This window comes from Morganella psychrotolerans, assembly GCF_001676055.1.
GTDB classification, from domain to species: domain Bacteria; phylum Pseudomonadota; class Gammaproteobacteria; order Enterobacterales; family Enterobacteriaceae; genus Morganella; species Morganella psychrotolerans_B.
Map to the genome: position 1 here is coordinate 205512 of NZ_LZEX01000012.1, position 15227 is coordinate 220738.

At 51.3% G+C, this 15227-nt stretch carries 17 protein-coding genes and 1 other annotated feature; of the genes, 5 read left to right on the forward strand and 12 right to left on the reverse strand.

Features of this window, described 5'->3' with window-relative positions:
- Window positions 1–17: 17 nt before the first annotated feature.
- The 10 genes from AYY17_RS09460 to hisL form a co-directional block, all read right to left on the reverse strand.
- The gene (locus AYY17_RS09460; RefSeq protein ID WP_328585532.1) at window positions 18–530 is read right to left on the reverse strand and encodes a YbaK/prolyl-tRNA synthetase associated domain-containing protein; all 513 of its coding nucleotides are present in this window, start codon (window positions 528–530) and stop codon (window positions 18–20) included.
- Between the two features lie 71 nt (window positions 531–601).
- Window positions 602–1213, reverse strand: coding sequence for a bifunctional phosphoribosyl-AMP cyclohydrolase/phosphoribosyl-ATP diphosphatase HisIE (hisIE, locus tag AYY17_RS09465; protein WP_067423232.1), 612 nt, complete (start codon window positions 1211–1213; stop codon window positions 602–604).
- A gap of 3 nt (window positions 1214–1216) precedes the next feature.
- Window positions 1217–1999 (reverse strand): imidazole glycerol phosphate synthase subunit HisF, encoded by a 783-nt coding sequence (gene hisF / locus AYY17_RS09470; protein ID WP_067423234.1) that lies wholly within the window; start codon window positions 1997–1999, stop codon window positions 1217–1219.
- Entirely contained in the window at window positions 1981–2718 is a 738-nt protein-coding gene (gene hisA, locus AYY17_RS09475; RefSeq protein WP_067423236.1) for a 1-(5-phosphoribosyl)-5-[(5-phosphoribosylamino)methylideneamino]imidazole-4-carboxamide isomerase, read from the reverse strand. The genes hisF and hisA overlap by 19 nt, the downstream gene beginning before the upstream one ends.
- Window positions 2715–3311 carry an imidazole glycerol phosphate synthase subunit HisH gene (gene hisH, locus AYY17_RS09480; protein WP_067423238.1) on the reverse strand — a complete coding sequence of 199 codons (597 nt, stop codon included), beginning with the start codon at window positions 3309–3311 and terminating at the stop codon, window positions 2715–2717. Before hisH ends, hisA begins: the two co-directional genes overlap by 4 nt.
- Window positions 3311–4378 carry a bifunctional histidinol-phosphatase/imidazoleglycerol-phosphate dehydratase HisB gene (gene hisB / locus AYY17_RS09485; protein ID WP_067423240.1) on the reverse strand — a complete coding sequence of 356 codons (1068 nt, stop codon included), beginning with the start codon at window positions 4376–4378 and terminating at the stop codon, window positions 3311–3313. Before hisB ends, hisH begins: the two co-directional genes overlap by 1 nt.
- Before the next feature lie 19 nt (window positions 4379–4397).
- Window positions 4398–5474 carry a histidinol-phosphate transaminase gene (gene hisC / locus AYY17_RS09490; RefSeq protein ID WP_067423242.1) on the reverse strand — a complete coding sequence of 359 codons (1077 nt, stop codon included), beginning with the start codon at window positions 5472–5474 and terminating at the stop codon, window positions 4398–4400.
- Complete coding sequence (hisD, locus tag AYY17_RS09495) at window positions 5474–6793, reverse strand: histidinol dehydrogenase (protein ID WP_067423244.1); 1320 nt, start codon at window positions 6791–6793, stop codon at window positions 5474–5476. The genes hisC and hisD overlap by 1 nt, the downstream gene beginning before the upstream one ends.
- A gap of 5 nt (window positions 6794–6798) precedes the next feature.
- A complete protein-coding gene (gene hisG / locus AYY17_RS09500) occupies window positions 6799–7698 on the reverse strand; it encodes an ATP phosphoribosyltransferase (protein ID WP_067423247.1) in 900 nt (299 codons plus the stop codon).
- A gap of 34 nt (window positions 7699–7732) precedes the next feature.
- Window positions 7733–7856, reverse strand: a sequence feature (His leader region).
- Window positions 7832–7879, reverse strand: a complete 48-nt coding sequence (gene hisL, locus AYY17_RS21535; protein ID WP_101495319.1) for a his operon leader peptide — start codon at window positions 7877–7879, stop codon at window positions 7832–7834. (Overlaps the previous feature by 25 nt.)
- A 160-nt stretch (window positions 7880–8039) precedes the next feature.
- Between hisL and AYY17_RS09505 the strand changes: the two genes are divergently transcribed.
- Entirely contained in the window at window positions 8040–8867 is an 828-nt protein-coding gene (locus tag AYY17_RS09505) for an SDR family oxidoreductase (protein WP_067405245.1), read from the forward strand.
- A gap of 3 nt (window positions 8868–8870) precedes the next feature.
- On the opposite strand, the gene AYY17_RS09510 is transcribed toward AYY17_RS09505, so the two are convergent.
- On the reverse strand, window positions 8871–9446 hold the full coding sequence (locus tag AYY17_RS09510) for a glutathione S-transferase family protein (RefSeq protein WP_328585538.1): 576 nt from the start codon (window positions 9444–9446) through the stop codon (window positions 8871–8873).
- A gap of 318 nt (window positions 9447–9764) precedes the next feature.
- On the opposite strand from AYY17_RS09510, the gene AYY17_RS09515 reads away from it, so the two are divergent.
- From AYY17_RS09515 to AYY17_RS09530, 4 genes are all read left to right on the forward strand, one after another.
- On the forward strand, window positions 9765–10967 hold the full coding sequence (locus tag AYY17_RS09515) for a serine hydrolase (RefSeq protein ID WP_067423249.1): 1203 nt from the start codon (window positions 9765–9767) through the stop codon (window positions 10965–10967).
- Between the two features lie 135 nt (window positions 10968–11102).
- The gene (rlmF, locus tag AYY17_RS09520) at window positions 11103–12068 is read left to right on the forward strand and encodes a 23S rRNA (adenine(1618)-N(6))-methyltransferase RlmF (protein ID WP_202906399.1); all 966 of its coding nucleotides are present in this window, start codon (window positions 11103–11105) and stop codon (window positions 12066–12068) included.
- 44 nt (window positions 12069–12112) lie between these two features.
- Window positions 12113–12880, forward strand: coding sequence for an alpha/beta fold hydrolase (locus AYY17_RS09525; protein WP_067423254.1), 768 nt, complete (start codon window positions 12113–12115; stop codon window positions 12878–12880).
- Between the two features lie 280 nt (window positions 12881–13160).
- Window positions 13161–13682: a LemA family protein gene (locus tag AYY17_RS09530; protein ID WP_067423256.1), complete on the forward strand. Its 522-nt coding sequence runs from the start codon at window positions 13161–13163 to the stop codon at window positions 13680–13682.
- A 93-nt stretch (window positions 13683–13775) separates the two neighbouring features.
- Here AYY17_RS09530 and AYY17_RS09535 read toward each other — a convergent pair whose 3' ends face one another.
- Window positions 13776–15140 carry an L-serine ammonia-lyase gene (locus AYY17_RS09535; RefSeq protein WP_067423258.1) on the reverse strand — a complete coding sequence of 455 codons (1365 nt, stop codon included), beginning with the start codon at window positions 15138–15140 and terminating at the stop codon, window positions 13776–13778.
- Window positions 15141–15227 lie beyond the last annotated feature (87 nt).

Here is a 15227-nt window from a genome sequence, read left to right on the forward strand (position 1 = left end):
GCCTCCCTGAGCAAAAATTACAGTTCACGACGGACAAACGACATAATATCAGGATCAGCAATCCGCTGATAATCCTGAGTATTTAAAATGACAGAGCATTCAAGGCTGCCGGCATTAAACGCCAGCTCACTGAAACGTTCAAACAGCATCGGGTCAGCAACCAGACGCAGAGCGGGATGAAAACTGAACGGCGGAATAGCACCAAAAACACAGTGTGTCAGCTCCGTCGTCTCTTTCGGACTGGCGAGAGAGGCGCGGGTGCCGCCGATTTTTTTTGCCAGTGCCTGTAAATCTGCCTGTTGATCAGACGGCAGAATGGCAAGAACATACTGACGCAATCCGTTTCCTTTGACATGACACACAAGGGCTTTTGCACCTTGTCCGTGGTGAGTTCCGCGGACTTTGGCAACCTCTTCGGTTTTCCCGGCGGATGCATGCTGAACCACACGGTAGCGGGCGTGGTTTTCATCCAGCCGGGCTGTCAGTTTCTCAAAAACAGGGTTGATCATAGTGGTTATCTCTGTTGCCATACTCTTGTTCAGTATAAAGGGTTATGGCAACAAAAACAGCGGACAAAAAAGGATTTGTCCGGCGTTCTGAATTACCGGTGGCGGGATTTGAGTTTTTCAATAACAGTCTGTAAATCGAGATCTGCATCCTGGAGCAGCACCAGCAGGTGATAGATAAGGTCAGCAGATTCACTGGTCAGTTCGGTTTTGTCTCTGACGGTTGCCGCCAGTGCGGTTTCCACGCCTTCCTCACCCACTTTTTGTGCGATCCGTTTTGTTCCGCTGGCGTACAGTTTTGCCGTATAAGAGCTATCCGGGTCGGCGGTTTTCCGTGATTTAATCACCGATTCCAGTTCATACAGGAAACCCTGTGCTGTCTGAGCCGGGGCAAAACAACTGTTTGTGCCCTGATGGCAGGTGGGACCGATGGGATCAACTAATGCAAGCAGAGTGTCGTTGTCACAGTCTTTAAACACATCAACCAGATTGAGGTAATTCCCTGAGGATTCACCTTTGGTCCACAGCCGCTGTTTGGTGCGTGAATAAAATGTCACACGTTTTTCACTGAGGGTTTTATCCAGTGCGGCGCGGTTCATATAGCCCAGCATCAGCACATCACCAGAGACTGCGTGTTGTACGATAACCGGCATTAAATCCCCGGTTTTCTGCCAGTCGAGTTGTGCGATTTCCTGTTCCGTAAGCATGGCTTATAACTCCTGAGTTCTGACAACAATACCGGCACGGGCGAGTTCGCGTTTGAGTTCGCCGATATTAATAATCTGTTTGTGGAATACGGAGGCAGCAAGTGCGCCATCCACATTGGTTTTTAAAAACGCATCACGGAAATGGTCAATCTGACCGGCGCCGCCGGAGGCTATCAGAGGCACCTGACACACTTCACGGACTTTCGCGAGCTGCACCAGATCGTAACCGTTACGCACGCCGTCCTGATTCATCATATTCAGAACGATTTCACCCGCGCCGCGTTTCTGGGCTTCTTTCACCCAGTCAAGCGTGTTCCATGTGGTGGCGACAGTGCGTTTTTCATCACCGGTAAACTGATATACATGATAATTTCCGGTTTCTTCATCGTGCCAGGTATCAATACCGACTACAATACACTGTACGCCGAAACGATCGGCAAGACGTGTGATAAGTGACGGATCGGCAAGCGCGGGGGAGTTGACCGAGATTTTGTCTGCGCCGAAATTGAGGATAGCTGCAGCATCTTCTGTACTGCGGATCCCGCCTGCCACACAGAACGGAATATCAATCACTTCCGCTACTTTGGCGACCCAGCTTTTATCCACCACGCGCCCGTCAGATGAGGCGGTGATATCATAAAACACCAGTTCGTCCGCACCTTCCTGCGCATAGCGCCGGGCGAGAGGTACAATATCGCCGATAATTTCGTGATTACGGAACTGCACCCCTTTAACCACTTGTCCGTCGCGGACGTCCAGGCAGGGAATTATGCGTTTTGCCAGCATGAGATTGCCTCCGGTAAAGTCATTTTGCCGTCGAGCAGAGCGCGTCCGACGATCACACCGGCAACGCCGGTTGCAGGCAGCGGCGCGATATCACTCAGTCCGCCGATGCCGCCGGATGCCTGAAAAGCAATATCCGGAAATGTCGCGCAGATTTCCTGATACAGCGCAACATTGGAGCCTGCAAGGGTGCCGTCTTTTGAGATATCGGTACACAAGACGTGACGCAGACCGACAGAGGAAAAATCACGGATAACCTCTTCCAGTGTCTGTTGTGAATCTTCCTGCCAGCCGCTGATGGCAATACGTTTTTGCCCGTCAGCACTGATGCGCACATCCAGCGCCAGCACAATACGCTCCGCACCATAGCGCTCAAACCAGGCTTTAACCATTGCCGGAGAGCGGATGGCGGTGGAGCCGATAACCACGCGGGCGGCACCTGCATCAAACAGTGCGGTAACATCCTCTTCAGTACGAATTCCGCCGCCGACCTGAACCGGTACACTGACGCCTGCAAGCAGGGTTTTCAGTAACGGGATCTGGCGTTTTGCCGGGTCTTTCGCACCGGTTAAATCCACAAGGTGCAGCAGTGTCGCACCCTCATTCTCATACGCCTGTAAACGGCTGAGCGGATCTGCGCCGTAATCGCGCTGCTTTGCATAATCGCCCTGGTGAAGGCGCACGACTTGTCCGTCGATTAAATCCAGTGCCGGAATGATCATAAGGCATCCATCTCCAGAAAATTTTTAATCAGTGTGATCCCTGTTTTGCCCGAACGCTCAGGATGAAATTGTACCCCGTAAAAGTTATCGCGGCGCAGGATACTGGTGAAGGTATCGCCGTAAGTGGTGGTGGCGATAGTGGCGTCACTCACCGGACAGGCATAACTGTGTACAAAATAGAAATAACTCTGTGGTGCGATATCGCGGAACAGCGGTGAATCAGCAGTAAAATCTACCGTGTTCCAGCCCATGTGCGGCACCGGCAGACCCTGCGGGGTCATTTTTCTGACCGGGGTATCAATCAATCCGAGCAGGGAAATATTATTTTCTTCGCTGGTGGCGGCGAGAAGCTGCATGCCTAAACAGATACCGAGCACCGGTTGTGTCAGTGCGCGGACAGTGCTGATAAGCCCGCGCTCAGCCAGATTTTCCATCGCCGCACCAGCCGTTCCGACGCCCGGCAGAAACACTTTGTCTGCCTGACGGATAAGGTTACTGTCTGCGGTAACCACCGGCTTGTAGCCCAGGCGCTCAATCGCATAGCGGACAGAGGCGATATTGGCGCAGCCGGTGTCGGTAATGACAATGTTCATCACAACACTCCTTTCGAGCTCGGCAGGACATCGCCTTCCACGCGGATAGCCTGGCGCAGTGTCCGTCCGAACACTTTAAACAGGCTTTCGGCGCGGTGGTGATCGTTTTTCCCTTTGGTCTTCAGGTGTAATGTGCAGCCCATAGTGTAGGAGAGTGAGCTGAAGAAGTGCTCTATCATCTCTGTGCTCAGGTCACCGACACGCTGAAATTTAAAATCGGCTTTGTATTCAAGGTGCGGGCGCCCGGAGATATCCAGTGCGCAGCGGGCGAGACATTCATCCATTGGCAGGGTGAATCCGAAACGGGTGATACCGCGCTTATCACCGAGTGCCAGTTTCAGTGCTTCACCGAGCGCCAGCCCGGTATCTTCCACCGAGTGGTGATCGTCAATCACCAGGTCGCCGCTGACCTGAATATTAAGCCGGAATCCGCCGTGAGTCGCAATCTGATCCAGCATGTGGTCAAAGAAACCCACACCGGTGCGGATAGTGCTGCCGCCTTCACGATCAAGCCAGACTTCGGTCACAATATCCGTCTCTTTTGTTTTGCGCTCCACGCGGCTGTAACGGTCGCGGCGTGTAAGCTGCTCTGCGATACTGTTCCAGTCCATACCCGGCTGACCATAACGCAGACCGGTAATCCCCATATTTTCCGCGAGCTGAATATCGGTTTCACGATCGCCGATGACATAACTGTTCTGCGGATCGATCACGTCCGGCAGCAGGTAGTTTTTCACCAGGGTGATTTTCGGTTTGCGGCAGTTGCAGTTATCTGCCGGTTTGTGCGGACAAATCAGTACTTCATCAAAGGTAATGCCCTGTGAGGTAAAGACCTGCATCATCAATTGGTGCGGCGCGTCGAAATCAGCCTGCGGGAAGCTCTCTGTACCCAGCCCGTCCTGGTTTGTCACCATCACAAAGCGGTATCCGGCGGCTTTCAGTTTCAGCAGTGCAGGGATAACATTTTCCTCAAAAACCAGTTTATCAAGCCGGTCTACCTGAAAATCCACCGGTGGTTCGCTGATCAGAGTGCCGTCGCGATCAATAAATAAGACTTTCTGTGTCATGATATCCGTCGTCCTCAGATTAAGGCATTTCAAGGGTGGCGATAGCGGCAATTACCCGCAGACATTCGGCACGGGTACCGATGGTAATACGCAGGCAGTCATCCAGTCCGCGCTGTTTGCGCTGGTCACGCAAAATGATCCCGTCATTCCACAGACTGCGGAACACGCGCTCACAATCACGGAACCGTACGAGGATGTAATTGGTTTCACTCGGGAAAACAGTTTTTGTCAGCGGCAGCTTTCTCAGCTCATCACACAGCATCTGCCGGTTGCGGGTGATCTCAGCCACCCGCTCACGCATCATCTCAATACCTTCCGGCAGCAGTGCCTGCGCTGCAATCGCGGCAACCGGCGAAGAGAGCGGATAAGGTGCGATCACTTTCATCAGCACATTAATAATCTCCGGTGATGAGAGGGTAAAACCACAGCGCAGCCCTGCCAGTGCAAAGGCTTTGGAGAGTGTGCGCAGAATAACCAGGTTCGGATACTCTTTCAGCCATGACGCGACACTGAACTGCGGACAGAACTCAATATAGGCTTCATCAATAACAATCAGTGCCCGGTTATTGACGATTTCAAACAGATAGCGTAGATCCTGTTCGCGGACAGGATTACCGGTCGGGTTGTTCGGGTGACAGACATACAGCAGTTTTACGCCGTGCAGATTGGCAGCGATGCTGTCTAAATCCAACTGCCAGCCATCCAGTGTCGGGACGATTTTCTGAGGAATACCAAAGGTTTCTGCGCTGACACTGTACATGCCGTAGGTCGGCGGGCAGTACATCACCGCATCCTGACCCGGCTCACAAAACGCACGGATCAGCAGTTCAATACTTTCATCGGCACCGCGCCCGGCTATCACCTGATCAGGATTAACCCCTGCATAAGCCGCATAGCGGTTAATGACATCGGCGGGCTGACACTCCGGATAGCGGTTGAGATTGCGATCAGTAAAGGTAAAATCGGGCGCCTGAGGATATTCGTTGGCGTTCAGCCAGACATCCCCGTTGCCGCCCAGACGACGCGCCGACATGTACGGGGTCAGTAACTGCACATTTTCGCGGGCCATATCCATTGCACTGAATGGTTTGTTCATTATTTTTTCTCCTCAGAGCGCAGGGCGTTCATGCGCAGTGTCACGGCGTTCTTGTGTGCGGTGAGTAACTCAGCCGCCGCCAGGGTTTCAACGGCGTGCGCCAGACCGGCTAACCCGGCAGGGGTTAATTTCTGCACTGTCATGCGTTTCATAAAATCAGCCAGACCCAGGCTTGAATAGGTTGAGGTATAACCGTAGGTCGGTAACACGTGATTGGTGCCGGAGGCGTAATCACCCGCTGATTCCGGCGACCAGTCGCCGAGGAAAACCGACCCCGCGCTGTCGATAGCAGGAAGCAGGGCATCCGGGTCACGGGTCTGGATAATCAAGTGCTCCGGACCATACTGATTGCTGATCGCCACACAGGTATCGAGGTCGCGGGCAATAATAATCCGGCTGGCGGCGAGTGCCTGGCGGGCAATCTCTTTGCGTGATAATAATGCCAGTTGCTTGTTCGTTTCTTCTGTCACCCGCAGCGCCAGCGTTTCATCCGGTGTGACCAGCACCACCTGAGAATCCGGACCATGCTCAGCCTGAGAAAGCAAATCGGCTGCCACAAATGCCGGGTTTGCACCGCTGTCTGCTATCACCAGCACTTCTGAAGGGCCTGCCGGCATATCAATAGCCGCGCCGCCGATAGCCTGGCTGACCTGACGTTTTGCTTCTGTGACATACGCATTGCCCGGTCCGAAAATTTTATCTGTTTTCGTGATACTTTCTGTTCCGAACGCCATAGCGGCAATGGCCTGCGCACCACCGACCTGATAAATCGTTTCCACACCGCATAACTGCGCGGCATATAAAATTTCATCAGCAACCGGCGGCGGAGAGCACAGAATTATCCGGCGGCATCCGGCGATTTTTGCCGGTATTGCCAGCATCAGTACCGTTGATATAAGCGGTGCGCTGCCGCCCGGGATATACAGCCCGACACTGTCCACCGGACGTGTAACTAACTGGCAACTGACGCCGGGCTGGGTTTCCACATCAATAACCTGTGGAATTTGTGCTTCATGGAAACGGGTAATATTGCGTTTCGCGGTCGCCATGGCGATTTTCAGGTCATCCGTTAACCGATCTGCGGCAGCGGCGATATCGGCGGCACTGATTTGCAGTTCCGTTATCTGCGTTTTATCAAAGCGGGCGCTCAGTTCACGCAGTGCGGCATCACCCTGTTGGCGCACATCACTGATAATATCCGTCACCACACGGCTGATATCAGCGGACGCCGCCATTGCCGGGCGCAGAAGAACATCCGCCTGTTGCTGTGTATTCAGGTCTTCCCAGCGGATCAGGGTGTTAAAGATAGTTGCAGGCATCAGTGTCACTCCATCATTTTTTCAATCGGCAGAACCAGAATGGAGCTGCACCCGAGTGCTTTCAGTTTCTCCATGGTTTCCCAGAACAGGGTTTCACTGCTGACCATGTGCATTGCCAGCAGATCCGGCTCGCCGGCGAGCGGTAACAGAGTCGGACGCTCAGCACCGGGCAGCAGGGCTATCACATCATCCAGACGGTTTGCCGGGGCGTGCATCATGATGTATTTGGACTCACGCGCCTGGATAACACCGCAGATACGGGTCATCATCTTGTCGATAAGCTGTTGTTTCTCTTCCGCCATTTCGCCGTCACGCTGGATAAGGCAGGCTTTGGAGCGGTAAATCACTTCCACTTCACGCAGACCGTTCGCTTCGAGTGTGGCACCGGTGGAGACCAGGTCACAGATGGCATCAGCCAGCCCGGCGCGCGGGGCAACTTCCACAGAGCCGTTCAGCAGGCAGGATTTGAAACGGATGCCTTTCTGATCTAAATAGCGCTTGAGCAGGAAGGGGTAAGAGGTTGCGATGCGGCTGTCCTGAAGGCATTCAACACCGCTGTAAGTAAAATCCACAGGTGCGGCGAGAGAGAGGCGGCAGGTGCCGAAGTCCAGGCGGCGCAGTGTGAAATAGCGCGGGTTTTGTCCCTGAGCCTGACGGCTTAATAATTCCTCTTCCAGTACGTTTTCCCCGATAATGCCGAGATCAACCACGCCATCCATCACCAGCCCGGGGATATCGTCATCGCGGACACGCAGAATATCGATTGGCATATTTTCGGCAAAAGCGATCAGGCGCTGCTGTTGTAAATTAATTTTTATGCCGCAGCGTGACAGCAACTCGCGGGAGTCTTCACTTAAACGACCTGACTTCTGAATGGCTATCCGTAAGCGCGATTTATCTAACATTTTGATTATCCTTTAATTTTATTATTCTCCGGGTATAAAAAAACCCCCGGAAGGTAAGCTTCCGGGGGTTCTCTTTTGCACGCATGCCACCGGAAGACTTTACATAGTCTCCCAGCACCAATTGCCTGAAAGACTAGTCAGGATGATGGTGGTGGTGATGGCTGAACTGAATGCGTGTCATGGTAATCTCTCACTATTGATTTAGTTGTCATCATGAATACTATTTGTCACGATGATGATAACGGTGCTATTAATTTGCTTGTCTTTCAACCTATAGAACTCGTCCGTACTTTGCAACTTCTTTTTTTCTTAAAAAATAAGCCACTGAGAGGTCAATCACGATGAAAACAGTTTCAATTGCAGGGCTGGGCTGGCTCGGAATGCCGCTGGCACAGCAACTGACAGATATCGGTATTCATGTCAAAGGGACGAAAACCACACCCGATGGTGTGGAAGCGGCAACCATGTGCGGTATTGAGTGTTATCTGCTTAATTTAACACCGGAGCCGGAATGTGATGCTGACGACCTGGATGCCTTTCTGGAGACAGATATTCTGGTTATCACATTACCGGCATCCAAAACAGCGGGCGGCGGATATCAGTATGTGCGTGCAGTCCAAAACCTGGTGGATACTGCTGTGGCGCGGGGGGTATCACGGGTTATCTTTACCGGCTCAACGGCGGTTTACGGCAATCAGACCGGACGGCTGACAGAAAAAAGCCCGTTGCAGCCGGTAACGGAATCAGCGAAAGCGATAGTCGATATTGAATATTGGCTGAATGCACTGCCGGGTGTCTCTGCGGATATTTTACGGCTGGCGGGGCTGGTGGGCGAATTTCGCCATGCAGGGCGCTTTCTGGCAGGAAAAACAGAGGTAAAAGGCGGGGAACAGGCGGTAAACCTGGTGCATCAGGATGATGTGATCGCGGCTATCCGGCTGCTTATTCAGCGTCCGCAGGGCGGGCATACCTATAATCTGTGTGCGCCGCAGCACCCGTCGCGGGCAGAATTTTATCCGGATGTCTCCCGTCAGATTAATTTGCTGCCACCGACTTTCAGGGAAGACGATCACTCTGAGGGAAAAATTATTGACGGCAGCCTGATCTGCCGGGAACTGGGTTTTGAGTATCAGTACCCTGATCCCGGACGGATGCCAATGAGTGAGTAAGCCTTAACTGACCGGCAGAGCAACAATATCTTTGTATGCCGGACGGCTCATTATCTGCGCATACCAGCGTTCAAGATGCGGGAAGTCCGGTCTGTCCTGACACACTTCCCGCCACGGATAAAGCAGTGGCACCAGGGCGATATCAGCAATACTGAAGGTATCCCCGGCGATATAGTTTTGCTGTGACAATGCATTATCGAGCATGGCAATCAGGTGATTCAGTGCCTGCTTCAGTTCCTCCGCTTTTACAGGATCACGTTGCTCCGGCGGGGTTCTCACCAGCAATCCCATCATGGCTTTGATATACGGAAACAGACTGCCGTCTGCCCAGTACATCCATTGCGCCGCACGGGCCCGGAACTCTGCATTGTGCGTCAGCAGTGTGCCGTCATCGTATTTATCCGCAAGATAACTGAGGATGGCATTCGATTCCCACAGAATAAATTCACCATCCTGATAGGTCGGAATGCTTTTATTCGGGTTCATCGCGGCGTATTCCGGGGTATCCAGACCGCCGAAAGGCCCGCCGATATCTTTTTGCTGATAAGTCAGCTTCAGTTCAGTCAGGCACCATAAGATTTTCTTGACGTTAGACGAGTTTTTTTCTGCCCCAGACGGTTATCATAGTGACTCCTGTTGATGAAAATGCAATGACATGGATATATACGGATGATTTTGTGTCATGAAATGTAAATATTCACATGAAATCACCTTAATAGGAAGAATCGCGCTAAATTGTCGGTGGTGTACTATTTAGTAAATGAATATAGTATTCATTATCACTGAGTTATCTATACCCTTTATTCATTCAAACCGCAGGTTCGTTGGCGGCAATTTGAATGACGTTGGGTATATACTATTTTGTCACGATGTACAGGGTCAAAAGAGGGAGAAGTAATGCAGACAGTAAGCAGTTTACGCGTAACCGGTTTGTTCAGCGGGCTGGCTTTCGGATTTTTAAGTATCAGTAATGCGTTCGCGGTTGAAACACCGGCGGCTCCGGAAGTGGATGCAAAAGCTTATGTCCTGATGGATTATAACAGCGGAAAGATATTGGCATCACATAATGCCGATGAGCGCCTGGATCCTGCGTCACTGACAAAAATAATGAGCAGTTATGTGGTCGGGCAGGCGATCAAAGCCGGGAAAATCAGCCCTGATGACATTGTCACTGTCGGCAAAAATGCCTGGGCGACCGGCAACCCGGTACTGAAAGGCTCCTCCCTGATGTTCCTCAAACCGGATGACCGCGTAAAATTAATCGATCTCAACAGAGGTATGGTTATTCAGTCGGGTAATGATGCGAGCATTGCGCTGGCAGAATATGTATCGGGCAGCCAGGAAACATTTGTTTCCCAGATGAATATCGATGCAAAACAAATCGGCCTGACAAATACCTACTTTAAAACTGTTCACGGACTGGATTCCGAAGGGCAGTACAGTACCGCGCGGGATATGGCGCTGCTGGCCCAGGCACTGATAACTGATGTGCCGGATGAATACAGTATTCATAAAGAGAAAGAATATACCTTTAATAAGATCCGCCAGCCGAACCGTAACCGCCTGCTGTGGAGTACCAATCTGAATGTGGATGGCGTGAAAACCGGGCATACCAACGGCGCGGGACACAATCTGGTGGCATCTGCAACGGATGGCCCGATGCGCCTGATTTCTGTGGTTCTGGGCGCACCGAGTGACCGTGTCCGGTTTGCCGAGAGTGAAAAAGTGCTGACCTGGGGCTTTCGTTTCTTTGAAACCGTCACCCCGGTTAAAGCAGATACACCGCTGACCACTGAACGTGTCTGGTTCGGGGATATCTCAAAAGTGCCGCTGGGCGCTGAAAAAGATATCTATGTCACTATCCCGAAAGGCAAACTGAAAGATCTGAAAGCCTCTTTTGAGCTGGACAGCACAACGTTAGAAGCGCCGCTGGCGAAAAACCAGGTGGTCGGGAAAATTAATTTTATCCTCGATGGTCAGGTAATTGAGCAGCGCCCGTTAGTGGTTCAGCAGCAAGTTGAGGAAGCCGGCTTCTTTGGCCGCATCTGGGACTATATTGTCCGCTTCTTTGCCGGGCTGTGGAGCTCAATCTTTGGTTAATCGTATTTTTGATTAAAATAAAGCCGGACGGAGCTTACTTCGCCCGGCTTTATTGTTTGTGTCCGCTGCAATTTGAAAGCTATAGGGTATATGGTATCGTACGCGTCAAAAATATCGTTAAGAGAGCCCGTCACGGTGGAAAAAAAGAAAACCTTCCCGCAGCAGAAAAGCGGTTTGCACCCGCGTAACCGTCATCGCTCGCGCTATGATTTCCCGGCGCTGATTGCCAGTTGCCCTGCACTGGAGCCGTTCGTCAAGCCGAACGCCTGGGGCGATATCTCGGTAGATTTTGCCGACCCTGCGGCGGTTAAAATGCTCAACCGTGCGTTGCTGCAACATTTTTATGGTATTGAACACTGGGATATTCCCGCCGATTATCTGTGCCCGCCGATCCCGGGGCGTGCCGATTATTTACACCATCTTGCCGACCTGCTGGCAACCAGCAACGGCGGTGAGATCCCCTGTGGTAAAAGCGTGGCTATCCTTGATGTCGGCGTTGGTGCCAACTGTATTTATCCGATTATCGGTTTGCGTGAATACGGCTGGCGTTTTACCGGTTCGGAGATTGATCCGGTATCACTCAATGCCGCCAAAATGATCGTGGAGATGAACCCGACGCTGAGAAACAGCGTGCGTCTGCGTTTGCAAAAACAACCCGAATCTATTTTGAACGGCATCATCGGTGTGGCGGAGAAATTTGATGCCACACTGTGTAATCCACCGTTCCACAGCTCTGAACAGGAAGCGCAGGCCAGTACCCGCCGTAAACTGCACAAGCTGGGTAAAGGTGACGTAGCCGACATACCGGTACAGAACTTTGGCGGCAAAAATAAAGAGCTGTGGTGTGAAGGCGGTGAAGAAGCCTTTGTGTGTAAAATGGCAGAGGAGAGCGTCAGTAAGGCACAAAACTGCCTGTGGTTCACCTCGTTGATTTCTAAAAACACGACCCTGCCTGCGGTTTATCACGCGCTGAAGCTGGCGGGTGCGGCCGAAGTCCGGACCATCGAAATGGCGCAGGGGCAAAAAATCAGCCGCTTCGTGGCCTGGACTTTCCACGACGCACAACAGCAGGCGGCCTGGGCAGCAGAACGCTGGCGTTAATTCCCCCGGTGCCGGTTCTTTTAAATTATGCGGATGGGTAATTTATGTTTGATCATAAAAAAGGGGCTTTGTTAACCCAAAGCGGTAATCAGATCTATTTTGAAAGTACCGGTGATGAAACAGGAAAAGCGGTTGTTTTCCTGCATGGCGGTATGCAGTCAATCGCGTCATTTAATCCGTTACTCAATTATTTGCCGTCGTCAGGATTGCGGTATATCGGAATAGATACGCGCGGACACGGGCGTTCCACACTGAATGGTCCGCTGAGCTATGCTGATATTCAGACGGATACAGAAGCGGTCTTGCAACACCTTAATGTGGATGAGTGCATTATTATTGGTCATAGTGACGGCGGAACAGCGGCACTGAGAATGGCATTGTCAGGTGTAGTGAAGGTCAGCAAAATTGTTTGTATCGGTTCTCAGTGGAATATGGCAGAGGATGACCCGGCACTTGAAATTTATGACACGCTGACTGCCGAAGCATGGCAGGCGCAATTTCCTGAGAATGTCGCTGAATATGAAGCACTGAACCCGGCGCCGGATTTAAGCCATCTGATCAGTGAATTAGTCTCACTCTGGACGGATATGAGTGAAAAAGGGTATCCGGGCAATGACATTGATAACCTGTCTGTTCCGCTGTTGATTATCCGGGGTGATGAGGATTTTCTTATGTCGCGGGAACACGCGTTTGCGCTTGCGGAGCGCGTGGAGTCTGCGGTGTTATTTAATCTGCCGTTTGCCGGCCATGCAATACATGAAGAATATCCGGCTGTGACCGGCGACATTATTACGCAATTTCTGGCGGTATAACCCCCGCCATTGTGTTTTTAACCTGTAATTTATCGCGGTATCCGTTAAATTACCCTGTTGAAATCCGTATAAGATCCGATATTACTCCTGATATCGGATTTTTTTTATGAAAAATAGCCGGTATTTTATACCCAACGTCATTCGAATTGCAGGCAGGCGGCAAGGGAAGATCGACGGGGAGCATAGATAAACTATGTGACCCGGCGATCTTTACGTAGCCAACGAACCTGCGGTTTGAATGAATAAGGATATATGTACCGGTTAATAAGGGATTACGGAAATGGGGATTGTATTTATTATTGCGCTGGTTATTGCTGCGGGCGTGCTGTTATGGTGTCGCCGGGTCTGGTGCAGGATTAACTGTCTTCAGGAGCCGCTCAGTGAGTCGTATGCAGAGATAGACGGTAAGTTGCGTCAGCGGGCAGATAAAATTGCACAGCTGGTGGCTGTCACCGAAAAAAACGGTATTCAGGACGGTCTGCTGTTTATCACATGGCAGGATGTGTATTCGCGCTATGCACAAGCCGCGACACTCAATGACAGTGTCAGCGCCGCTAATGACATCAATAATACGTTTTATCATATTATGACACTGGTGCAGACACATCCGGCATTAATTGCTGATCCGCAGTTCGTCCGGCTTCAGTTGGTTATATGTGATATTGATGATGCATTGCGTCCGGGTGTGGATGCATTCAATGACGCAGTTATTCATTATAATCAGTCAGTTCAGCGCTACCCCGATGTGCTGATAGCACACCTGTTTGGTTTCGGTCCCAAAGTATGGCTGGAACTCTCCTGAGCCACCACCGGAAAACAGTTCTGAAATTAAAAAGCCCTGCAACACAGATAGTTGCAGGGCTTTTTCAGCTGACTGAGAAGATTAATGTACTAATCAGTCACACTGTACTTTAATGGCCAGACCGCCCTGAGAGGTTTCGCGGTATTTGGCATTCATATCTTTACCGGTTTCATACATGGTTTCGATAACTTTATCGAGGCAGACGCGCGGCTCACTGGTACGACGCAGCGCCATACGGGCCGCATTGACGGACTGTACTGCAGCGATAGCATTACGCTCAATACACGGCACCTGAACCTGTCCGGCAACCGGATCACAAGTCAGACCGAGGTTATGCTCCATCGCAATTTCAGCCGCAATAAAGACCTGCATCGGGCTACCGCCCAACAGCTCAGTCAGGCCCGCAGCCGCCATTGAACAGGCAACACCCACCTCGCCCTGACAGCCGACTTCCGCACCGGAAATGGAGGCATTCATCTTATACAGTGAACCAATCACACTGGATACCAGGAAATAACGGGTATACGCGTTTTCATTCACCGGACGGATAAATTTATCATAATATGACAGCACAGCCGGGATTATCCCGCATGCGCCGTTTGTCGGAGCGGTAACCACACGTCCACCGGCAGCATTTTCTTCGTTTACAGCCAGCGCGTACATATTGATCCAGTCAATAACCTGCATCGGATCGGTGGTGGTGTTATCACTGGTGACCAGCTGACGACGCAGTGCAGCTGCACGGCGCGGTACACGCAACGGACCCGGTAATAAGCCTTCAGTGGTCACTCCGCGCTCGATACCGGCTTTCATCACATCCCAGACTGCCAGCAGGTGAGCGGATAACTCTTCTTTAGTGTGCAGTGCCAGTTCGTTTTTCATCACCAGGGCTGAGAGAGAAAGCCCTGTTTCATTGCAATACTTTTGTAAATCGGCAGCGAATTTATACGGATAAGGTACCGGCGTTGCGTTGTCCGCAGACTGACCGAAATGCTCTTCATCGACGATAAAACCACCGCCGACAGAGTAATAGGTTTTCTTCGACAGTAATTCATCACCGTTAAATGCACTGATTGACATGCCGTTTTCATGCAGCGGCAGGTTTTCTTTGTGGAAGTTCATCCCGTTATCACGCGGAAAATCCACTTCGTGGCGCAGGTTTGCCAGCAAAAGGCGTTCACGTTCTTCAACATCCCTGATAAAGCCCGGTATCGCGTCAATATCAACCGCATCCGGCAGGTTCCCCGCGAGTCCCATGATGATGGCAATGTCTGTCGCATGACCTTTCCCGGTCAGAGACAAAGAGCCGTATACATCAACCTGAACACGGGTTGTTTTTTCCAGCAATCCGGCTGCGATAAGATCATCAGCGAATTGTTTACCTGCTTTCATCGGACCGACAGTGTGAGAACTTGATGGACCAATACCAATTTTGAAGATGTCAAATACACTGACCATATTGCTCGCCCCCTATTTGTTAAGGCGTAAATGAATAGTGTCGTGAAGATTCACGAAGCCGTTACTTTTCAGTTCCGGCTAATTATT

Bases quoted from the DNA above. Each gene is read 5' to 3' on its own strand.
- AYY17_RS09505 (WP_067405245.1), top strand. From the start codon at position 8,040: ATGAAAACAGTTTCAATTGCAGGGCTGGGCTGGCTCGGAATGCCGCTG.
- hisIE (WP_067423232.1), bottom strand. From the start codon at position 1,213: ATGCTTACGGAACAGGAAATCGCACAACTCGACTGGCAGAAAACCGGG.
- AYY17_RS09530 (WP_067423256.1), top strand. From the start codon at position 13,161: ATGGGGATTGTATTTATTATTGCGCTGGTTATTGCTGCGGGCGTGCTG.
- hisD (WP_067423244.1), bottom strand. From the start codon at position 6,793: ATGCCTGCAACTATCTTTAACACCCTGATCCGCTGGGAAGACCTGAAT.
- AYY17_RS09460 (WP_328585532.1), bottom strand. From the start codon at position 530: ATGGCAACAGAGATAACCACTATGATCAACCCTGTTTTTGAGAAACTG.
- hisA (WP_067423236.1), bottom strand. From the start codon at position 2,718: ATGATCATTCCGGCACTGGATTTAATCGACGGACAAGTCGTGCGCCTT.
- AYY17_RS09515 (WP_067423249.1), top strand. From the start codon at position 9,765: ATGCAGACAGTAAGCAGTTTACGCGTAACCGGTTTGTTCAGCGGGCTG.
- hisF (WP_067423234.1), bottom strand. From the start codon at position 1,999: ATGCTGGCAAAACGCATAATTCCCTGCCTGGACGTCCGCGACGGACAA.
- hisH (WP_067423238.1), bottom strand. From the start codon at position 3,311: ATGAACATTGTCATTACCGACACCGGCTGCGCCAATATCGCCTCTGTC.
- AYY17_RS09535 (WP_067423258.1), bottom strand. From the start codon at position 15,140: ATGGTCAGTGTATTTGACATCTTCAAAATTGGTATTGGTCCATCAAGT.
- hisB (WP_067423240.1), bottom strand. From the start codon at position 4,378: ATGACACAGAAAGTCTTATTTATTGATCGCGACGGCACTCTGATCAGC.
- hisG (WP_067423247.1), bottom strand. From the start codon at position 7,698: ATGTTAGATAAATCGCGCTTACGGATAGCCATTCAGAAGTCAGGTCGT.
- hisC (WP_067423242.1), bottom strand. From the start codon at position 5,474: ATGAACAAACCATTCAGTGCAATGGATATGGCCCGCGAAAATGTGCAG.
- AYY17_RS09525 (WP_067423254.1), top strand. From the start codon at position 12,113: ATGTTTGATCATAAAAAAGGGGCTTTGTTAACCCAAAGCGGTAATCAG.